Below are 15974 nucleotides of genomic sequence, written 5' to 3'. Positions count from 1 at the left end.
TCGTTTATTTTTAAACCCCCCTGGGCTCCCCCCCGCGGGGGGGGGGGGCGGGTACGACTTCCACGCGTCCCGGCCGGCCCGCACCGGTGCCGGTTCCCCCATCGGCACCGCGCACCTTTTCCGACACCTCCGCCGGACCTGAACAGAGGTCCGGCCTGCCCCTGCGGTGTCGGCACACCCCAGGGAAGGACTCCCACCTGTGGCAACCACCACCCCCACCAGGGGCGCACAAGGCTCCCGGCCCAGCCGCCGCGCCCCGAAGCCCATGACTCCCCGCCGCCAGGCATGGCGGCGCCGGCTGTGGCGCTTCGACGACAAGGCCTCGCCCTACGCCTACATCGCCCCCTTCTTCCTCGTCTTCGGCGCCTTCGGGCTCTACCCGCTGATCTACACCGGCTGGATCGCCCTCCACCGGGTGGAGATGACCGGTCTCGACCAGATGGAATGGGTCGGCTGGGAGAACTTCAGCAACATCCTCCAGGACTCAGAATTCTGGACCGCGGTCACCAACACCTTCGTCATCGGTGTGATCTCGACCGTCCCGCAGCTGATGATCGCGCTGGGGCTCGCCCACCTCCTGAACTACAAGCTGCGGGCCAGCACCTTCTGGCGCACCGTGATCCTCACGCCGTACGCCACCTCGGTGGCCTCCGCGGCCCTCGTCTTCGCCCTGGTGTTCCGGGCCGACGGCGGCCTGCTGAACTGGGTCCTCGGCTTCTTCGGTGTCGGCGAGACGAACTGGGCCAACGGTCACTGGTCGTCCAACATCGCCATCGCGGTCATCGTGATCTGGCGCTGGACGGGCTACAACACCCTGATCTACCTTGCCGCGATGCAGGCGGTCCCGTCCGACCTCTACGAGGCGGCCTCGCTCGACGGCGCGTCGCGCTGGCAGCAGTTCCGCAACGTGACGATTCCCGCGCTCCGGCCGACGATCCTCTTCACGATCGTCATCTCGACCATCGGGTCCATGCAGCTGTTCGGTGAGCCCCTCCTGCTCGAAGGCGGCCAGATCGGGGCGCAGGGCGGCACGGAGCACCAGTACGAGACGCTCAGCATCTACCTCTACAACTACGGCTGGAACCTCGGACACCTCGGTCCGGCCGCCGCGGTCGCCTGGGCCATGCTCGTCCTGCTGCTGCTCATTGCCGCGATCAACTGGCTCGTCGGGCGCCTCGTGCGCAAGACCGCGGCCTGACGGGGAGCGATTTCCATGACCACCACGAATACCGTCACCGCTCCGGACCACCGCCGCGTCTCCAAGGCCGCGGTCCGTGACGAGCCTCCGCGCCGCCGCCGCTTCAAGCCCGGAGCCGGCCGCCAGCACCACGCGGGCCCCTTCGCCTACTTCGCACTCGCCGTCGTCGGCCTCGGCTCGCTGTTCCCGCTGTACTGGACGCTCGTCGCCGCGTCCCGCACCCAGGACGAGGTGCTGGACACCACGCCGCCGCTCATCCCGGGCGGCAACCTGTTCAACAACCTCGAGGCGGCCTGGGAACAGGCCAACCTCGGCAAGGCCATCGTCAACACGGTGATCGTGTCCGCCAGCATCACCCTGGCGACCCTGTTCTTCTGCACCCTGGCCGGCTACGCCTTCGCCAAGATGCGCTTCAAGGGCCGCGGCGCGCTGATGACGGCGGTCATCGCCACGCTGACGATCCCCCCGCAGCTCAGCGTCGTACCGCTGTTCATGATGATGTCGGACATCGGCTGGGGCGGTCAGCTGGAATCGGTGATCTTCCCGACCCTCGTCAGCGCGTTCGGTGTGTTCTTCATGCGCCAGTACCTCCTGGAGGCGCTGCCGTACGAGCTCATCGAGGCGGGCAGGATGGACGGGGCGAACAACCTCCGCATCGTGTGGAGCATCGTGCTGCCGGTCGCCCGCCCGGCCATGATGGTGCTGGGCATGCTCACGTTCGTCCAGGCATGGAACGACTTCTTCTGGCCCTACCTCGCACTGAACCAGCAGGACCCCACGCTCCAGGTGGCCCTCGGCCAGCTGAGCGCGTCCTACGTGCCCGACCAGAGCATCGTCATGGCGGGCGCGCTGATCAGCACCCTGCCGCTGCTCGTCGTCTTCGTGATCTTCGGCAAGCAGATCGTCGGGGGAATCATGTCCGGCGCGGTCAAGGGCTGACCCCGCCCGCCGTTCCACTCCGGTCCGACCCCGGCCCCGCTGTTCCTTCGGTCCGACCCCGGCCCGTTCCGTCCCCGGTCCGGCCTCCGGCCGTTCCGTACGGCCTGCGCCTGACCGCAGGCCGTACGGGGCCGGGGCCCCCGCACTTCCTGTCCTTGTCCCTCCACCCATGGGAGCGCTCCCGCATGACTGCCGTACGACCCGACACCACCCCCAAGCAGGCGCCCGGGGCGCAGTTCCCCACGGGCTTCATCTGGGGCGCGGCGACCGCCTCCTACCAGGTCGAGGGTGCCGCTGCCGAGGACGGCCGCACGCCGTCCATCTGGGACACCTTCAGCCGGACGCCCGGCAAGGTCCGCAACGGCGACACCGGCGACATCGCCGCCGACCACTACCACCGCTACCGCGACGACGTCGCCCTCATGAAGCAGCTCGGGCTGAAGGCGTACCGCTTCTCCGTCTCCTGGTCCCGGGTCCAGCCCACCGGCCGCGGCCCGGCGGTCGAGCGCGGTCTGGACTTCTACCGCAAGCTCGTCGACGAGCTGCTGGACGCCGGCATCATGCCGGTCGCCACCCTCTACCACTGGGACCTGCCCCAGGAGCTCGAGGACGCCGGCGGCTGGCCCGAGCGTGTGACCGCCGAGCGCTTCGCCGACTACGCCGCGATCGTCTCCGGCGCCCTCGGCGACCGCGTCGGCATGTGGACCACCCTCAACGAGCCGTGGTGCTCGGCCTACCTCGGCTACGCCTCCGGCGTGCACGCCCCCGGCCGTACCGAGCCCGCAGCGGCGCTGCAGGCGGCCCATCACCTCAACCTCGCCCATGGCCGGGCGATCGAGGTTCTGCGCGCCCAACTCCCCGCTGCCGCGCAGACCTCGGTCACCCTCAATCTCCACCAGGTCCGTCCGCTCACCGGCAGCGAGGCCGACGCGGACGCCGCCCGCCGCATCGACGCGGTCGGCAACCGTGTCTTCACCGGTCCGATTCTGCGGGGGGAGTACCCCGAGGACCTGATCACCGACACCTCGCACCTGGTGGACTGGTCGAAGCTGGTCAGGGACGGCGACCTCGCCACCATCTCCCGCCCGGTCGACGCCCTCGGCATCAACTACTACACCCCGACGCTGGTCTCCACCCCGGTGGAAGGTGCCGACTACGCGCGCAGCGATGCCCACGGCGCCAGCGACCACTCCCCGTGGCCCGGTTCCGAGCACGTCGCCTTCCACCTCGCCGAGGGGAAGGAGCGCACCGCGATGGACTGGTCGATCGACCCCAACGGGCTCTACGACCTCCTCATGGACACCCACCGGGACCACCCCGGCCTCCCGCTCATGGTCACCGAGAACGGTGCCGCCTTCGACGACTACGTCTCGCCCGAGGGCAAGGTGGAGGACCCCGAGCGCGTCGCCTACCTGCACGGGCACCTCGACGCCGTGCAGCGGGCCGTGGCCGACGGTGCGGACGTCCGGGGCTACTTCCTCTGGTCTCTGATGGACAACTTCGAGTGGGCGTACGGCTACTCGAAGCGCTTCGGGGCCGTGTACGTCGACTACGCCTCCCAGCGCCGCATCCCCAAGGCGAGCGCCCACTGGTACTCCGACGTGATCCGCCGCCACGCACTGCCCCCGGTCGGCACCGTCTGACCCCGACCAGCACGAACAGCGGGACCCGGCACACCGCCTGGTCCCGCTTTTCTGTGCCCGGGCCCCTTCCTCCGCCCCCCGTTTCCCGGCCCGCCTTACGTGTTCGTCATCCGGACCCCGTACGCTTGGGAGCGCTCCCAAGAGTTGTGGCGCTGCAGAGGACCGCTGGGTCCGGACAAGTGTCAAGGGATCGGACGGTGGGACTTGGTTTGGCCAACCCGCTGTGAGAAATTGACCGCGAACGGGAGGCAGCCATGGCGGCAGCGCGAGTACGGAGTGGCGGGCGGCCCACGCTCGAAGAAGTAGCGGCCCGGGCCGGGGTGGGGCGGGGCACGGCCTCACGCGTCATCAACGGCTCCCCGCGGGTCAGCGCACAGACCAGGGAGGCCGTCGAGGCGGCCGTCGCCGAGCTGGGGTACGTACCCAACCGCGCGGCCCGCGCGCTCGCGGGCAACCGCACGGACGCCATCGCTCTCGTCGTGCCCGAGTCCGAGACCCGGTTCTTCGCCGAGCCGTACTTCTCCGACATCGTGCGGGGTGTCGGGGCGGCCCTCGCGGACACCGAGATGCAGCTGCTGCTGACCCTCGCAGGCAACGACCGCGAGCGCCGCCGGCTGGCCCAGTACCTGACCGCGCACCGGGTCGACGGAGTGCTCCTGGTCTCCGTCCACGCCGACGACCCGCTGCCGGACCTCCTAGAACAGCTCGGCATGCCCGCCGTGATCAGCGGCCGCAGGCACGCCGCGGAGACGCTGCCCTCCGTGGACTCCGACAACTTCGAGGGTGCCCGCGCGGCCGTCGACCACTTCATATCGCGAGGCCGCCGCTCCATCGCCACGATCACCGGCCGCCTGGACGTCTACGGCGCCCAGCGCCGCCTCGACGGCTACCGCAAGGCCATCGCCACCGCCGGTCTCGACCCCGACGAGCGGCTGATCGCGCCCGCCGACTTCAGCGAGGAAGGCGGCGCCCGCGCGATGCGGGAGCTGCTGGAGCGCCGCCCCGACGTGGACGCGGTCTTCGCCGCCTCCGACGTGATGGCGGCCGGCGCCCGCCAGGTCCTGCGCGAGTCCGGCCGCCGCATCCCGGACGACGTGGCCCTGATCGGCTTCGACGACTCCGCGGTGGCCCGCCACATGGACCCGCCCCTGACGAGCGTGCGCCAGCCGATCGAGGAGATGGGCCGCACGATGACCCGCGTCCTGCTCCAGGAGATCGCGAACCGTTCGTCGGGCGACGGCACACAGGAGCGCCCGAGGATCGTGCTGCCCACGGAGCTGGTGGTGCGCGAGTCGTCCTGAGGAGGGCGCGCCGCTGTCCGCGGACGGCAGCGCGCACGGAAGGAGGGCCGACAGCGGTCTGTCGGCCCTCCAGGGGTTCGGTGCTTGCCGCGGTCCGGTCAGAGCCGGCCGCCGGTGAGGCGGGTGATCGGACCGGCGTGGGTCTTGGCCGTCTGGCGTCCGAGGGCGAACGCGCCACCGACGAGACCACCGAGACCCGCTGCGGCGCCCACGGCTATCGCCTTGCGGTGCTTGACGACGGTCCACGCGGTGGTCGCGGTCGAGGTCACCTTGCCCGCCGTGTCCAGGACGGTCTGCCGACCCGTGTCCCAGCCGGCGACAGCGGCCCGCTTCGTCGCCAGGCCGGCCGACCGGACACCGGTCTCCGCCGACTCGGCGGCATCCTGGGCCGACGACTTGGCGTCCTGCGCCGATGACTTGGCCTTCGAGGCTGCGACCGCCGAGCCGGACTTGGCATGGTTGCCGGCCGCCGCGGTGGTCTGTCGCCCCTTGGCGGCGGCCGTCCTGGCACCCGAACCGGCCTTCGCCGCAGAACCGTTCACATTCTTGGATTCTTCGCTCTCTGCAGTCATGGTGTTCGTGTAACCCCTCGATGCGGCTCGAAACGAAGCGGTGGAATTCAGCCGGAATCCCGTGGGAGCAGTGAACCCAGCGGACCCAGGTCGAGGTTGAGGTCCTCCATGGTGAGGTCGTAGCGCTCGCAGAGCTCCGACATCCGGTCCTGCAGGATCATCAGCGTCATCCCGATGCGTTCTTCCTGGTCCTCACGGAGATCGCCCACATCGACCCGGTGCAGCGCGGTGCGCTCCATGAGCTGGCGCAGCAGTTCGACGATCGTCAGCACCAGTTTGATGAGATCGCGCTCCACCGTCTCCGGGTCGGTCTCCAGGCGCTGGGCCACTCCGCCCCGTGTGCCACGCTCGTCAGGGCCCGCGGGCACGAGATCGAAGGCGTGGGCCGCCGCCTGCGCGACCTCCTGGAGGTTCGCCGCCCGTGTACGCGGTTCCGCTTCCTCTGGCATGGAGTGCTCCTCGCTCATTCGCCGTTGCCGTGCCGGGACGTGCGTACGGCCCTCACCACGGCGCCGGTTCCTCCGATGTGATCGACCGGATCACGGCTCTCAGATTGATGTGCACCAGGTCGACGTCGGCGATGGAGAGAACCAGATCTCCGGTGAGCACCGCTCCGCCGTTGAGCAACCGGTCCAGCAGGTCGATGAGCGCCACCTGGCGCCCGGCCAGCGATTCGACGGAGTTGTCGGGCCGTGCGGAATGCCCGGCGCGGGGTTCGGCGAAACCCGCGCCGGGCATGGCCGTGCTCAGTTCGTCGTTCATCGCGGCTCACCGCCGCCCGCCGCGGGCGGCGTGGCGAAGGAGTACGGCGCCCAAGGGCCGGTGATCTCGACGCGCACGCCCGGTACGCCGTCGGCGAGCCCCGTGAGCGCCGCGCGGAACGCGTCGGCCCGGGTGCCATGGACCAGGTAGGCGTCGTTGACGATGTTCTCGCCCGCGGCCTGGGCCAGATCGCCCTGCTGCGGACGGTGCGTGACGTGCGCGCTGGCGAAGCCGGCCACCAGGGCGGGCACCTCGGCGGCCACCGCTCCCGCCGACCGATAGGTCTCGCGGTGGCTCTGCTGCGTGGCGCGGCGCCTCTGGAGGTAGGCCCGCCCGGGGCCGGCCGCCGCGTCCGCCTCCGGCCCGCGGCCGCTCACCGTGACCGCCTCGCGCGGGTCTGCGTAGACCTTGACGCCGAGCTCGACATGACCTTCGAGGCGGCCGAGCAGAGCGGAGAACTCGGCCTCGCGGTCGCCGAGCATGTCCCGCACGCGCTCGTCGTCCAGGTAGACGGTCACCAGGCGCATGGGCAGTACGGTCGTGTGCTCGTACGCCGCCTCGACGACCGCGTGGTGGGTACGGGCCAGCACTTCGAGCCGGTCGAGATCCTCCATCTGCGCCTTCACGCCCTCGGTCCCGTACAAGGCGGACGGTACGGACGAGACCAGGGCCACGAGCTCCCCGGCACGGACCGTGCGCAGGGGGGTTCCCTCCAGACCCGGCTGTGCCGCGAGTGCCGTTTCCAGAGGTGTTCCGGCGCGGCCGACGGCGTAGACGTAGGACATCGCCGAACCCGTCGCCCGGTCCACTTCCGCAGTCACTTCGACTCCTCACCTTCCGTGTTCTCCGCCTCGGTACGCCCGGGAAGCGCGTCCTGGCCCGCCCCGGCGGCCGATGCGCCGGGCAGCCCCACGGCTGCCCTCAGCTCGGCTATCTCGGCCCGCAGCCGTGCGTTCTCCGCCTCCACCTGATCCACCGCCGAATCGTCCTGTGCGCCGCGCACCTGCGAACTCTGTCCGGGGCGGGCCCGGGAGGAGAGCGAGGGATCGTGCTCCCACCAGTCGATGCCCATCTCCTTGGCCTTGTCCACGGAAGCGACGAGCAACCGAAGCTTGATCGTCAGGAGTTCGATGTCGAGCAGGTTGATCTGGATGTCACCCGCGATGACGACGCCCTTGTCCAGGACCCGTTCGAGGATGTCGGCCAGATTCGCGGAGGACTGCTGCTGTCCGTACGGGGACGCCGCCGAAGAGGCCCCCATACGGCCGGCCAGTGAATCGGTCACGTCGGATCAGTCCCATCCGTGCTGTGGGCGGAGCATGTCAGCTGCGTGCGGAGGCGGTACGGCGCCGGGAACGGGGGGCCGGCTCCTCGGTCTCTTCCTCGTCATCGAGGGGCTCCTCCTCCTCCTCGTCCTCGTCCTCGTAGTCGTCCTCGGCCCTGGGCTCGTCGGCGGGAGCTTCCTCCTCGTCCTCGTCCTCGTAGACCTCGTCCTCCGGGGGAAGCTCCTCGTCGTCGTCCTCGGCGGGTTCCTCTTCCTCCCCGTCGGTGAGTTCGTCGTCGTCCTCATCGGGGTGCCCGGACTCCGCCTCGGCCTCGCCGGACTCGGATTCCTCCGCTTCGGAGCCGTTCTCCTCCTCGGCGCGGGCCTCTTCCTCCTCGACGGCCTCGTCGTGCTCCAGGACGACCTCGCCGTCGCGGATCTCCCCGCGCCAGCCGTCGGTGGCCTCGCCGCGCATCATGATGAACTTGCGGTAGAGCTTCAGGTCGAGGCGGGCCCTGCGGCCCTGGGCGCGCCAGATGTTGCCGGTCTTCTCGAACAGCCCCTTGGGGAAGTACTCGAGGACGAGCAGGACCCGCGTCAGGTTGTCGGTGATGGCATGGAATGTCACCACCCCCTTGACCGTTCCCTTGGCGCCCTCGGTGGTCCAGGTGATCCGCTCGTCCGGAACCTGTTCGGTGACGTTCGCCTTCCAGCTGCGTGTGGACTTGGCGACCTTCACCTTCCAGTTGCTGCTGGTGTCGTCGGACTTCTCGACACTCACGACGCCCTTGGCGAAGGTGCTGAACTCCTGGAACTGCGTCCACTGGTCGTAGGCCTCGCGCACCGGGACGCCTACGTCGATGTCCTCGGAGATCGTGACGCTCTTCGACTTGCCTCCGCCGCCCTTGCGGCCTTTGCCGAACAACCCCTTCACCTTGTCCTTGATGGCGTCCTTCACATGGGAGGCGCCGGCACTCACGGCGGCCTGTGCCGGTGACTTGCCCTCGCTGAGGGCCTTGCCGCCCTTGGCGAGGGTCTTCACCGCACCGCCGGGTGAGTCCTTGCCGTCCGCGAGTCTGCCGACCCCCTCGCCGAGCTTGTGGCCGAGGTTGGTGACCGCGTGCTGGGCGCGGGCCCTGACGTAGTTCTGCAGCTCTTCCTTGAGGCGGTCCGTGGCGGGGTTCTTCGCCACGTCGTCCTTGAGCTTGCTGAAAGCCGTGTCAGCCATTGCTGTCACCCCGGCGCGCGTTCGACGAAGCCGTCCTGCGGGTCCCGGAGGCGGTCTTGCGGGTGGCCGAACCGGTCTTCTTCCGGGCACCGCCCGAGGCGGTACGACGGGCTCCGGAGGCGGCGCCCGCGGTCTTGGATGCGGGGTTGGACGCCTTCTTGGCCGCTGCCTTGCGGCGCGGGGCCGGCTTCTCCTCCGCGCCCTCGCTGCCCGATTCCTCGTCGTCCTCGTCGTCCTGCGCGTCGCGCGCGTCGAGGTCGTCCTCCTCGTCGCCCTCGTCCTCCTCGTCCCGCGCCTGCGCGCCGGACGGATCGTCGAGTTCCAGGGTGCGCTTGCGGAGGGAGTCGGCGAGGCCGGTCGCCCGCTGCGTCAGGGCGTTGGTGGCGGCCGTCTTCGTGGCGCCCACCAGCTCGTTGCGGACCTGGTCGTTGAGGGTGCCGAGGAGTGGCGAGTCGGCCAGCATCCTGCCGAGCTGCTTCGGGTCCAGGCTCAGCTTCTTGCCCGCCAGGAACATCCCGAAGCCGATCGCCAGCTTGGCCTTCTTCGTGCGTCCAAGTAGGTAGCCACCTACGAGGGCCGCACCTATCTTCGCGTTGACGGTCATCTGTTGAGCACCTCAGTCTCCAAGATCAAGATTTGTCGTTCAGACGTTTCTGATAGGTCTCGCATTCGGCGAGCCGATCCAGCAGTTCGTCCTCGCGGCGGTCGAACTCTTCCTCGTCGATGTTTCCGCTCAGGAGTTCACGTTCCAGCTCGGCCAATTGCGTGCGTACGGGTCCCGGGTCGTAGTGCTCGCGTTCTGCGGCCAGCACCACTTGATCGAGAACCCACGCCGTACCGCGCACCGGGGCCAGCGGAAAGGTGAGCAGTTGCGAAATGAGGCCCATGGGGTACCTCCCATCTGCGAGGGCTGTACGTCAGACGAAGCTGTAGGGCGGGAGCGGGCCGTTGAGTGCGAACGTGTATTCGTCGCCCCTGCGCTCGGCCTCTTCGTGGACCGTCTGCGAGAAAGCGGACGCCTCGTCACGCCGCACCAGAAAGGACACGTTCAGGAAGTGAGTCTTCGTGGGTTCTCCTTCGGAGACCCTTTCCGCGGCGGCCGCCAGTACGGTCGCCACTTCCCTTCCCAGCGCTTCCTGCCTGGCCTGGATCTCGTGCGACACGAGCTCGCCCAGGGCCATTTTCTGGTCCTGTGCCGCCGGATTCTCCCGGGTGTACTCGCTGAGCCGTCGGGCCTCGGGCGATTCCGTGAGAATTTCCCGCAGCAGGCTCTCCTCTTCGCGCGAGACCTTGACGTTGTACTCGAGCCGGCCGTCGAGTTCGGAAAGACGGGTCGTGTAGGTGTCCTTCCCCTGCTCGAGCGCGGCACGGACCTGTTCGTCGTCCGGCCCCACCAGACCGAATCGCATGGGCAGCGCCGCGCCGTCGGCCATCAGCCGCTCCAGCACGCTCTGGTGGGCGACGAGATCCCGTCGCTTGGCCCGCAGTTCGGGCGGCGTGTCACTGACCACCGCGCCGAGCGCCCCCGTCTTGACGGTGCGCAGGTCCGACGCCGGTTCCCCGACACCGGACAGGCCGTCCAGCCGCAGTGGGTGGTCCGCCGCCGTGATGGCGTAGATGTAGGTCGGCATGGGTTATTCCTCCCCGCGCTGGGACGTACGGCGGCTGCTCGAAGCGGAGGTCTTGCGCGCCGGCCGCTTCTCCTTCTCCTTGTCGTCGGAGTCGTCACGGCCACCCTGGAAGGAGTCCGTGAAGGCTTCGACCGCGCCGGTCAGCGCTCCCTTCGACTTGCCCTTGGCGCCGCTTTCCACCGTGTCGCCGACTATGTCGGTGAGCTGGGTCGGAGCCTTGCGGCCCGACTCCAGGTCCAGCCGGTTGCACGCCTCGGCGAAGCGCAGATACGTGTCCACGCTGGCCACGACGACACGTACATCGATCTTGAGGATCTCGATTCCGACGATCGAGACACGAACGAAGGCATCGATGACGAGCCCCCTGTCGAGAATGAGCTCAAGAACGTCGTAGAGATTTCCGGATCCGCCCCCGCTGTTGGAGGCGTTGCTCTGCTGTACGAGACTCATGGTCGGTCGTCCTTCCAATGAGTGGTTTGCTGCGGTCACGGTTGCTCAGCGAGCAGGTCAGCGGTCGACCTGTCCTCGGGCGTACCGTCGAATTCGTTCGTAACCCACGAGTTGGCCCTGGCCGTCGAGGCTCACGCGATAGGAGGCCATCACGCTCATGGTGTCCGGGATCTTCTCGATCTCGACAACTTCCACATTCGCCGTCCAGCCGTCGTCCGTCGCATTCAGTGAAGAAACCGAATCGGGCTCGCGCTGGAGAAGTTGGGCAAGTTGTTCGGCTGCGTTCCGCATCGCCGTGGAGACATCGACCCTGCCGCTACTGCCTTGATCGCTCTTGGTGTTTCCGGTAGTCGCCATGTGGTTCACCTGCCGCGCGTCATTGGGACTTCCTGTCGGCTTCGTTCGGTCAGCCATCCGTTCGGGGCTGCACTGCGCGTGCCCATGCGATCCGAACGTATGCATGATGCCTCGTCACGTATTCCACACAGCTGCGGATATTCGGCGTGCAACGACCCGGCCGTCGAGCGGGCGCGAAGAGGCCCTGCCGCGTCGGGGGACAGCGCGGCAGGGCCCGTGGGACCGGATGCCCGGTCCGCCGCTCGCCATGCGGCGAGGGATTCTGTGTGGCGGGTGTCACTGAGCGGGTCGCATCGGCCCGCATCGCGCACGCGGCAGCCGATGGCGCCGACGAGGACGACGTTGACGGTCGCCTGCTTCTCGGAGGATGTGGGTCAGAGGCTGCGGGCGGTGATGTCGCCGTGGGCGGTGGTCGCTCGGATGTTCAGGCCGGCGTCGCCGTCGGTGTTCTTGAGTGCGTTGTGGATCCGGCCGTAGGCGGTGCCGGCGTCCATGGAGGCGGAGACTCCGGGGGCGGCGCCGACGGAGATGTCGCCGGCCTCGGTGCGCAGCGTGACGGTGCCGCCGACGGCCTCGGCGATTCGGATGTCGCCCTGCTGGGTGGTGATCTCGGCGGGGCCGCCCAGGAGGCCGACCGAGATGTCGCCGGCTTGGAGGGTGAGGCGGGCGCTCGCGGTCTCGTCGAGCTCGACAGAGCCCGCCGCGCCCTCGAAGGCGACGTCACCGAGCCGTCCGACGCCCCGGAACTCCGCGGCGGCCGTCTTCGCCCCGATGTGCGAGCCGGCGGGCAGATGGACGGTCACCTCGACGGATCCGGAAGCGCCCAGGACCCGGGCCGTGGCAGCCGGGGCCTCGATCCGCAGGACACCGCCGTCGTAGGAGACCTCGGTCTGCTCGGCCGCCTTCACGTCGCGGCTCTTGGAGGCGTTCGCGGGCAGGACCTCGACGGTGGTGTCGGTCCGGTCGGCGGCGATGAACCGGATGCGGCCGGCGGGGATGTCGAGGGTGGCGGAGACCGGGCCGGGGGTGTCGAACTTCTGCATCGTGCGCTCCTTCGTCCGTGTTTCTGTTGATGGAAACGCTACGTTGCGTTCGAGGTATAGGCAACGTGCTTGTTGCGTGTTTTCGCAATCCATGCAGGTCCAAGATGGTTTTTCGTTGCAATGGATCTGAATCTAATGCAACACTCCAGGCTTCGCTCGTTGCAACCGGTTGGAGGTGAACGCTATGGTGTGGGCACCACGGACCATGTGAAGGAGAGATCGCCATGCCGGGAGGCAGACTCACCCAGCAGGAACGTCAGCAGATCGCGCTGGGACTGGGCGACGGCCTCCCCTACGCGGAGATCGCCAGGCGCCTCGACCGTCCGACCTCGACGGTCACGCGCGAGGTGATGCGCAACGGAGGCCCCACCGCCTACCGCGCCGACCTCGCCCACCGCGCCACCGAACACCGCACCCACCGCCGCAGGCAGACCGCGCCCCGGGGGGCGGACGTGTCCCCGCAACCCCATGGGCGTGACGCCCAGGCGGTGAGTGAGTACGAGGAGGTGTTCACCACCGTCCTCATGGGCACGGGCGCGCCCAGGATGATGGCCCGGGTGATGGCGTGCCTCTACATCACGGACGCGGGAAGCCTTACCGCGTCCGAACTCGTCCAGCGCCTCCAGGTCAGCCCGGCGTCCATCTCCAAGGCGATCACGTTCCTCGAGAGCCAGGGCCTCGTGCGCCGTGAACGCGACGAACGCCGCCGCGAGCGCTACATCGTCGACGACGACGTCTGGTACCAGGCGACGATCTCCAGTGCCCGGTCCCTCGTCCAGGTCATAGAGACCGCACGGGAGGGAGTCGGGATCCTCGGTCCCGGCACCCCGGCCGCCGCGCGCCTGGAGAACATCGCCCGCTTCCTCGACTTCGTCAGCGAGAGCACGACCCGCGCCGCGGAGCAGGCCCGCGAGGTCCTCTACGCGAAACCCGAAACGGACTCGGACGGTGCCGCCGGGCCTGACAACGGATAGACGGCTGCGCCGACCGCGCATGTGACGGGCGGCACACGTCCGGCGGGGCGGAAAAAAGAAATCAGCCCCTGACCTGTTTCCAGGTCAGGGGCTGATCGATCAGGGTGAGTAACGGGACTTGAACCCGCGACATCCTGGACCACAACCAGGTGCTCTGCCAGCTGAGCTATACCCACCATGTCGCCCGGTCGCTTTCTGACCGGCCGAGAAAAAGTGTACAGGGTCCGAGCGGGTGCTCGCGCCCGAGTTCTTCAGGACGGGTGCACGGGCCCCGGAGGGCCCGTGACCAGCGGTTGTGCGGCTACTGTCCGGCGGCCGGCGTGTGGCGCGCCGCGATCTCCTTGGCGCGGGCCGAGTCCGGGCCGGGCTGCGGCACGAAGACCGCGTCCCGGTAGTAACGCAGCTCCGTGATGGAGTCGCGGATGTCGGCCAGAGCCCTGTGGTTGCCGTTCTTGTCCGGACTGTTGAAGTACGCCCTCGGGTACCAGCGGCGCGCCAGCTCCTTGACCGAGGACACATCGACGATCCGGTAGTGGAGGTAGCCCTCCAGCGACGGCATGTCACGCGCCAGGAAGCCCCGGTCGGTGCCGACGGAGTTTCCGCACAGCGGGGCCTTGCCCGGCTCCTTCACGTGTTCGCGGATGTAGGCCATGACCCGTTCCTCCGCGTCGGCCAGGGTCGTGCCCCTGGCCAGCTCGTCGAGGAGGCCCGAGGCGGTGTGCATCTGCCGCACCACCTCGGGCATGGTCTCCAGGGCCGCGTCCGGCGGGCGGATCACGATGTCCACCCCTTCGCCGAGCACGTTCAGTTCCGAGTCGGTGACCAGTGCGGCCACCTCGATGAGTGCGTCGTCCGTCAGCGAGAGCCCGGTCATCTCGCAGTCGATCCACACCATGCGGTCGTTCATGGGCCCCACCCTACGGGGCGCTGCGCTGCCCCGGCAGGGTCGGGCGACCCGGAACATACGCCTCGGGACCCGGTCCGAGGCGCTCCATGGCGCCACCCGGAGCCGTCGTCGCGGTGACCGGGGACGGGCCGGGGGAGGCCGCGGCTGCGGCCCGCCGGCTCGATGCCGTGCCCTGGACGGGCACGGACGTCTCGATAACCGTGGTGACGCTCTCCAACGCCCCGCCCTGCGGGCGGCGTGCCCGGTAGGCGGCCCGGTACGCGGCGGGGGAGGACCCCAGCTGGCGGCGGAAGTGCCCGCGCAGCGCGACCGGCGAGCGGAAGCCGCAGCGGCCCGCCACCTCGTCGACCGAGTAGTCGGAGGTCTCGAGCAGCCGCTGCGCCTGCAGCACGCGCTGGGTGATGAGCCACTGGAGCGGTGCGCTGCCCGTGAGCGAACGGAACCTGCGGTCGAAGGTCCGTCGGCTCATGTAGGCGCGCGCGGCCAGCGTCTCCACGTCGAACTGCTCGTGGAGATGCTCCAGTGCCCAGGCCACGACCTCGGCGAGCGGGTCGGAGCCGATCTCTTCAGGTAAAGACCTGTCGAGGTAGCGCTCCTGACCGCCACTGCGCCGCGGCGGTACGACGAGCCGGCGGGCCAGGGCCCCGGCCGCCTCGGTGCCGTGGTCGGTACGGACTATGTGGAGGCACAGATCGATTCCGGCCGCCGTCCCGGCCGAGGTGAGCACATCGCCGTCGTCGACGAACAGCTCACGCGGATCGACGTGCACCGACGGATAGCGTTTGGCCAGCGTCGGTGCGTACATCCAGTGCGTGGTGGCCGGGCGGCCGTCCAGCAGGCCGGCTGCGGCGAGGACGAAGGCCCCCGTGCAGAGGCCGACGATGCGGGCACCCTCCTCGTGGGCGCGGCGCAGCGCGTCCAGTGCTTCTGCGGGCGGCGGGGAGGTGATGGACCGCCAGGCGGGCACCACGACGGTGCCGGCCCTGCTGATCGCCTCCAGGCCGTACGGCGCGCTGAGTTCGAGCCCGCCGGTGGTGCGCAGCGGTCCTTCCTCGCCCCCGCAGACCAGCAGGCGGTAGCGCGGAACGCCCGCGTCCTGCCGGTCGATTCCGAAAACTGAGAGCGGAATGGAGCTCTCGAAGATAGGGCCGCCACTGAACAGCAGTACGGCTACGACTTCCCGGCGTCGCCGCCCGGTCAGTTTCCGTGCGGCCTCCGTTGCGGTGGCGGAGTCCTGGCTCATGACGCTAAGCCCCCCTCGGTGTTCGCGTCTTCCTGGTCCCTACGGGCCTGTCGCTCCTGCACGTTTCCCCTCGGTATCGCACGCGTCCCCAGTCCTCGACACTCATGATCGAATCTACTGCGTCCCGTGGTGCCGACGTGACACGTTCCCCCACCGGCACTATGTCGACAAGGCAACTTGGCGCGAAGCGTTCGATCACGAAGCGTTTCACTCGCGAGCCCCACAGGGAAGTGCGCATCGCGATCATGGCCCGTCCCCATAGGGTCAAAGCGTACCGCGCGGTCTATTCCTGCCTGGTGGCACGTGGGTTGGGCGGCCGTGGGAGCAAGAGAAGGGGGTGGAGGTGAAGTTGGCCGAAAACCGATGGTTGCGTGCGCGTATTCCAGTCATGCGACCGGCGTACGCCCCCTGGCCCCAGGAGCCCCCATGCGCCTCAGGAGCCTCTCCCGGCCGTCCGGACTC

The 15974-nt window shown here is 69.1% G+C and carries 19 protein-coding genes and 1 tRNA gene; 5 read left to right on the top strand and 15 right to left on the bottom strand.

The genetic code is table 11. The features are described 5' to 3' along the window. Window positions 1-199: 199 nt before the first annotated feature. From ACFWFI_RS04885 to ACFWFI_RS04870, 4 genes are all read left to right on the top strand, one after another. Window positions 200-1198: a carbohydrate ABC transporter permease gene (locus ACFWFI_RS04885; RefSeq protein ID WP_387385529.1), complete on the top strand. Its 999-nt coding sequence runs from the start codon at window positions 200-202 to the stop codon at window positions 1196-1198. Window positions 1199-1213: 15 nt separating this feature from the next. Continuing rightward, a complete protein-coding gene (locus ACFWFI_RS04880) occupies window positions 1214-2137 on the top strand; it encodes a carbohydrate ABC transporter permease (protein ID WP_387385527.1) in 924 nt (307 codons plus the stop codon). A gap of 185 nt (window positions 2138-2322) precedes the next feature. Further along, a complete protein-coding gene (locus tag ACFWFI_RS04875) occupies window positions 2323-3780 on the top strand; it encodes a GH1 family beta-glucosidase (protein WP_387385525.1) in 1458 nt (485 codons plus the stop codon). 254 nt (window positions 3781-4034) lie between these two features. Next, on the top strand, window positions 4035-5081 hold the full coding sequence (locus tag ACFWFI_RS04870) for a LacI family DNA-binding transcriptional regulator (protein ID WP_387385523.1): 1047 nt from the start codon (window positions 4035-4037) through the stop codon (window positions 5079-5081). 98 nt (window positions 5082-5179) lie between these two features. Here ACFWFI_RS04870 and ACFWFI_RS04865 read toward each other — a convergent pair whose 3' ends face one another. The 12 genes from ACFWFI_RS04865 to ACFWFI_RS04810 all read right to left on the bottom strand — a co-directional run bounded on the left by ACFWFI_RS04865 (window position 5180) and on the right by ACFWFI_RS04810 (window position 12388). Beyond that, window positions 5180-5653: a hypothetical protein gene (locus tag ACFWFI_RS04865; RefSeq protein ID WP_387385521.1), complete on the bottom strand. Its 474-nt coding sequence runs from the start codon at window positions 5651-5653 to the stop codon at window positions 5180-5182. A 47-nt stretch (window positions 5654-5700) separates the two neighbouring features. After that, on the bottom strand, window positions 5701-6102 hold the full coding sequence (locus ACFWFI_RS04860; RefSeq protein ID WP_387385518.1) for a gas vesicle protein K: 402 nt from the start codon (window positions 6100-6102) through the stop codon (window positions 5701-5703). Window positions 6103-6154: 52 nt separating this feature from the next. Further along, window positions 6155-6391 carry a gas vesicle protein gene (locus ACFWFI_RS04855; RefSeq protein ID WP_387385538.1) on the bottom strand — a complete coding sequence of 79 codons (237 nt, stop codon included), beginning with the start codon at window positions 6389-6391 and terminating at the stop codon, window positions 6155-6157. A 20-nt stretch (window positions 6392-6411) separates the two neighbouring features. Then, entirely contained in the window at window positions 6412-7236 is an 825-nt protein-coding gene (locus tag ACFWFI_RS04850; RefSeq protein WP_387385516.1) for a GvpL/GvpF family gas vesicle protein, read from the bottom strand. Beyond that, window positions 7233-7700 carry a gas vesicle protein gene (gvpJ, locus tag ACFWFI_RS04845; protein WP_387385513.1) on the bottom strand — a complete coding sequence of 156 codons (468 nt, stop codon included), beginning with the start codon at window positions 7698-7700 and terminating at the stop codon, window positions 7233-7235. Before gvpJ ends, ACFWFI_RS04850 begins: the two co-directional genes overlap by 4 nt. Window positions 7701-7737: 37 nt before the next feature. Beyond that, window positions 7738-8907, bottom strand: a complete 1170-nt coding sequence (locus ACFWFI_RS04840; protein ID WP_387385509.1) for an SRPBCC family protein — start codon at window positions 8905-8907, stop codon at window positions 7738-7740. After that, window positions 8900-9511, bottom strand: coding sequence for a hypothetical protein (locus ACFWFI_RS04835; protein ID WP_387385507.1), 612 nt, complete (start codon window positions 9509-9511; stop codon window positions 8900-8902). The genes ACFWFI_RS04840 and ACFWFI_RS04835 overlap by 8 nt, the downstream gene beginning before the upstream one ends. Before the next feature lie 25 nt (window positions 9512-9536). Further along, window positions 9537-9794, bottom strand: a complete 258-nt coding sequence (locus ACFWFI_RS04830) for a gas vesicle protein GvpG (protein WP_387385504.1) — start codon at window positions 9792-9794, stop codon at window positions 9537-9539. 30 nt (window positions 9795-9824) lie between these two features. Beyond that, on the bottom strand, window positions 9825-10538 hold the full coding sequence (locus ACFWFI_RS04825) for a GvpL/GvpF family gas vesicle protein (RefSeq protein ID WP_387385502.1): 714 nt from the start codon (window positions 10536-10538) through the stop codon (window positions 9825-9827). Window positions 10539-10541: 3 nt separating this feature from the next. Next, window positions 10542-10988, bottom strand: a complete 447-nt coding sequence (locus ACFWFI_RS04820; RefSeq protein WP_387385500.1) for a gas vesicle structural protein GvpA — start codon at window positions 10986-10988, stop codon at window positions 10542-10544. A gap of 57 nt (window positions 10989-11045) precedes the next feature. Continuing rightward, window positions 11046-11345, bottom strand: a complete 300-nt coding sequence (locus ACFWFI_RS04815) for a gas vesicle protein GvpO (protein ID WP_387385497.1) — start codon at window positions 11343-11345, stop codon at window positions 11046-11048. A 374-nt stretch (window positions 11346-11719) separates the two neighbouring features. Continuing rightward, a complete protein-coding gene (locus tag ACFWFI_RS04810; RefSeq protein ID WP_387385495.1) occupies window positions 11720-12388 on the bottom strand; it encodes a DUF4097 family beta strand repeat-containing protein in 669 nt (222 codons plus the stop codon). A 224-nt stretch (window positions 12389-12612) separates the two neighbouring features. On the opposite strand from ACFWFI_RS04810, the gene ACFWFI_RS04805 reads away from it, so the two are divergent. Further along, entirely contained in the window at window positions 12613-13362 is a 750-nt protein-coding gene (locus ACFWFI_RS04805; RefSeq protein WP_387385492.1) for a GbsR/MarR family transcriptional regulator, read from the top strand. 103 nt (window positions 13363-13465) lie between these two features. Here ACFWFI_RS04805 and ACFWFI_RS04800 read toward each other — a convergent pair. The 3 genes from ACFWFI_RS04800 to ACFWFI_RS04790 all read right to left on the bottom strand — a co-directional run bounded on the left by ACFWFI_RS04800 (window position 13466) and on the right by ACFWFI_RS04790 (window position 15512). Then, window positions 13466-13538 (bottom strand) — tRNA-His (locus ACFWFI_RS04800). Between the two features lie 125 nt (window positions 13539-13663). Then, entirely contained in the window at window positions 13664-14269 is a 606-nt protein-coding gene (gene orn / locus ACFWFI_RS04795; protein WP_387385489.1) for an oligoribonuclease, read from the bottom strand. A gap of 10 nt (window positions 14270-14279) precedes the next feature. Continuing rightward, window positions 14280-15512 (bottom strand): helix-turn-helix domain-containing protein, encoded by a 1233-nt coding sequence (locus ACFWFI_RS04790; protein ID WP_387385486.1) that lies wholly within the window; start codon window positions 15510-15512, stop codon window positions 14280-14282. Window positions 15513-15974 lie beyond the last annotated feature (462 nt).

This window comes from Streptomyces sp. NPDC060209 (assembly GCF_042728155.1).
Classification (GTDB): Bacteria; Actinomycetota; Actinomycetes; order Streptomycetales; family Streptomycetaceae; genus Streptomyces.
The sequence above is the reverse complement of the archived record's forward strand: the minus strand, read 5'-3'. Positions and strand labels throughout refer to the sequence as shown.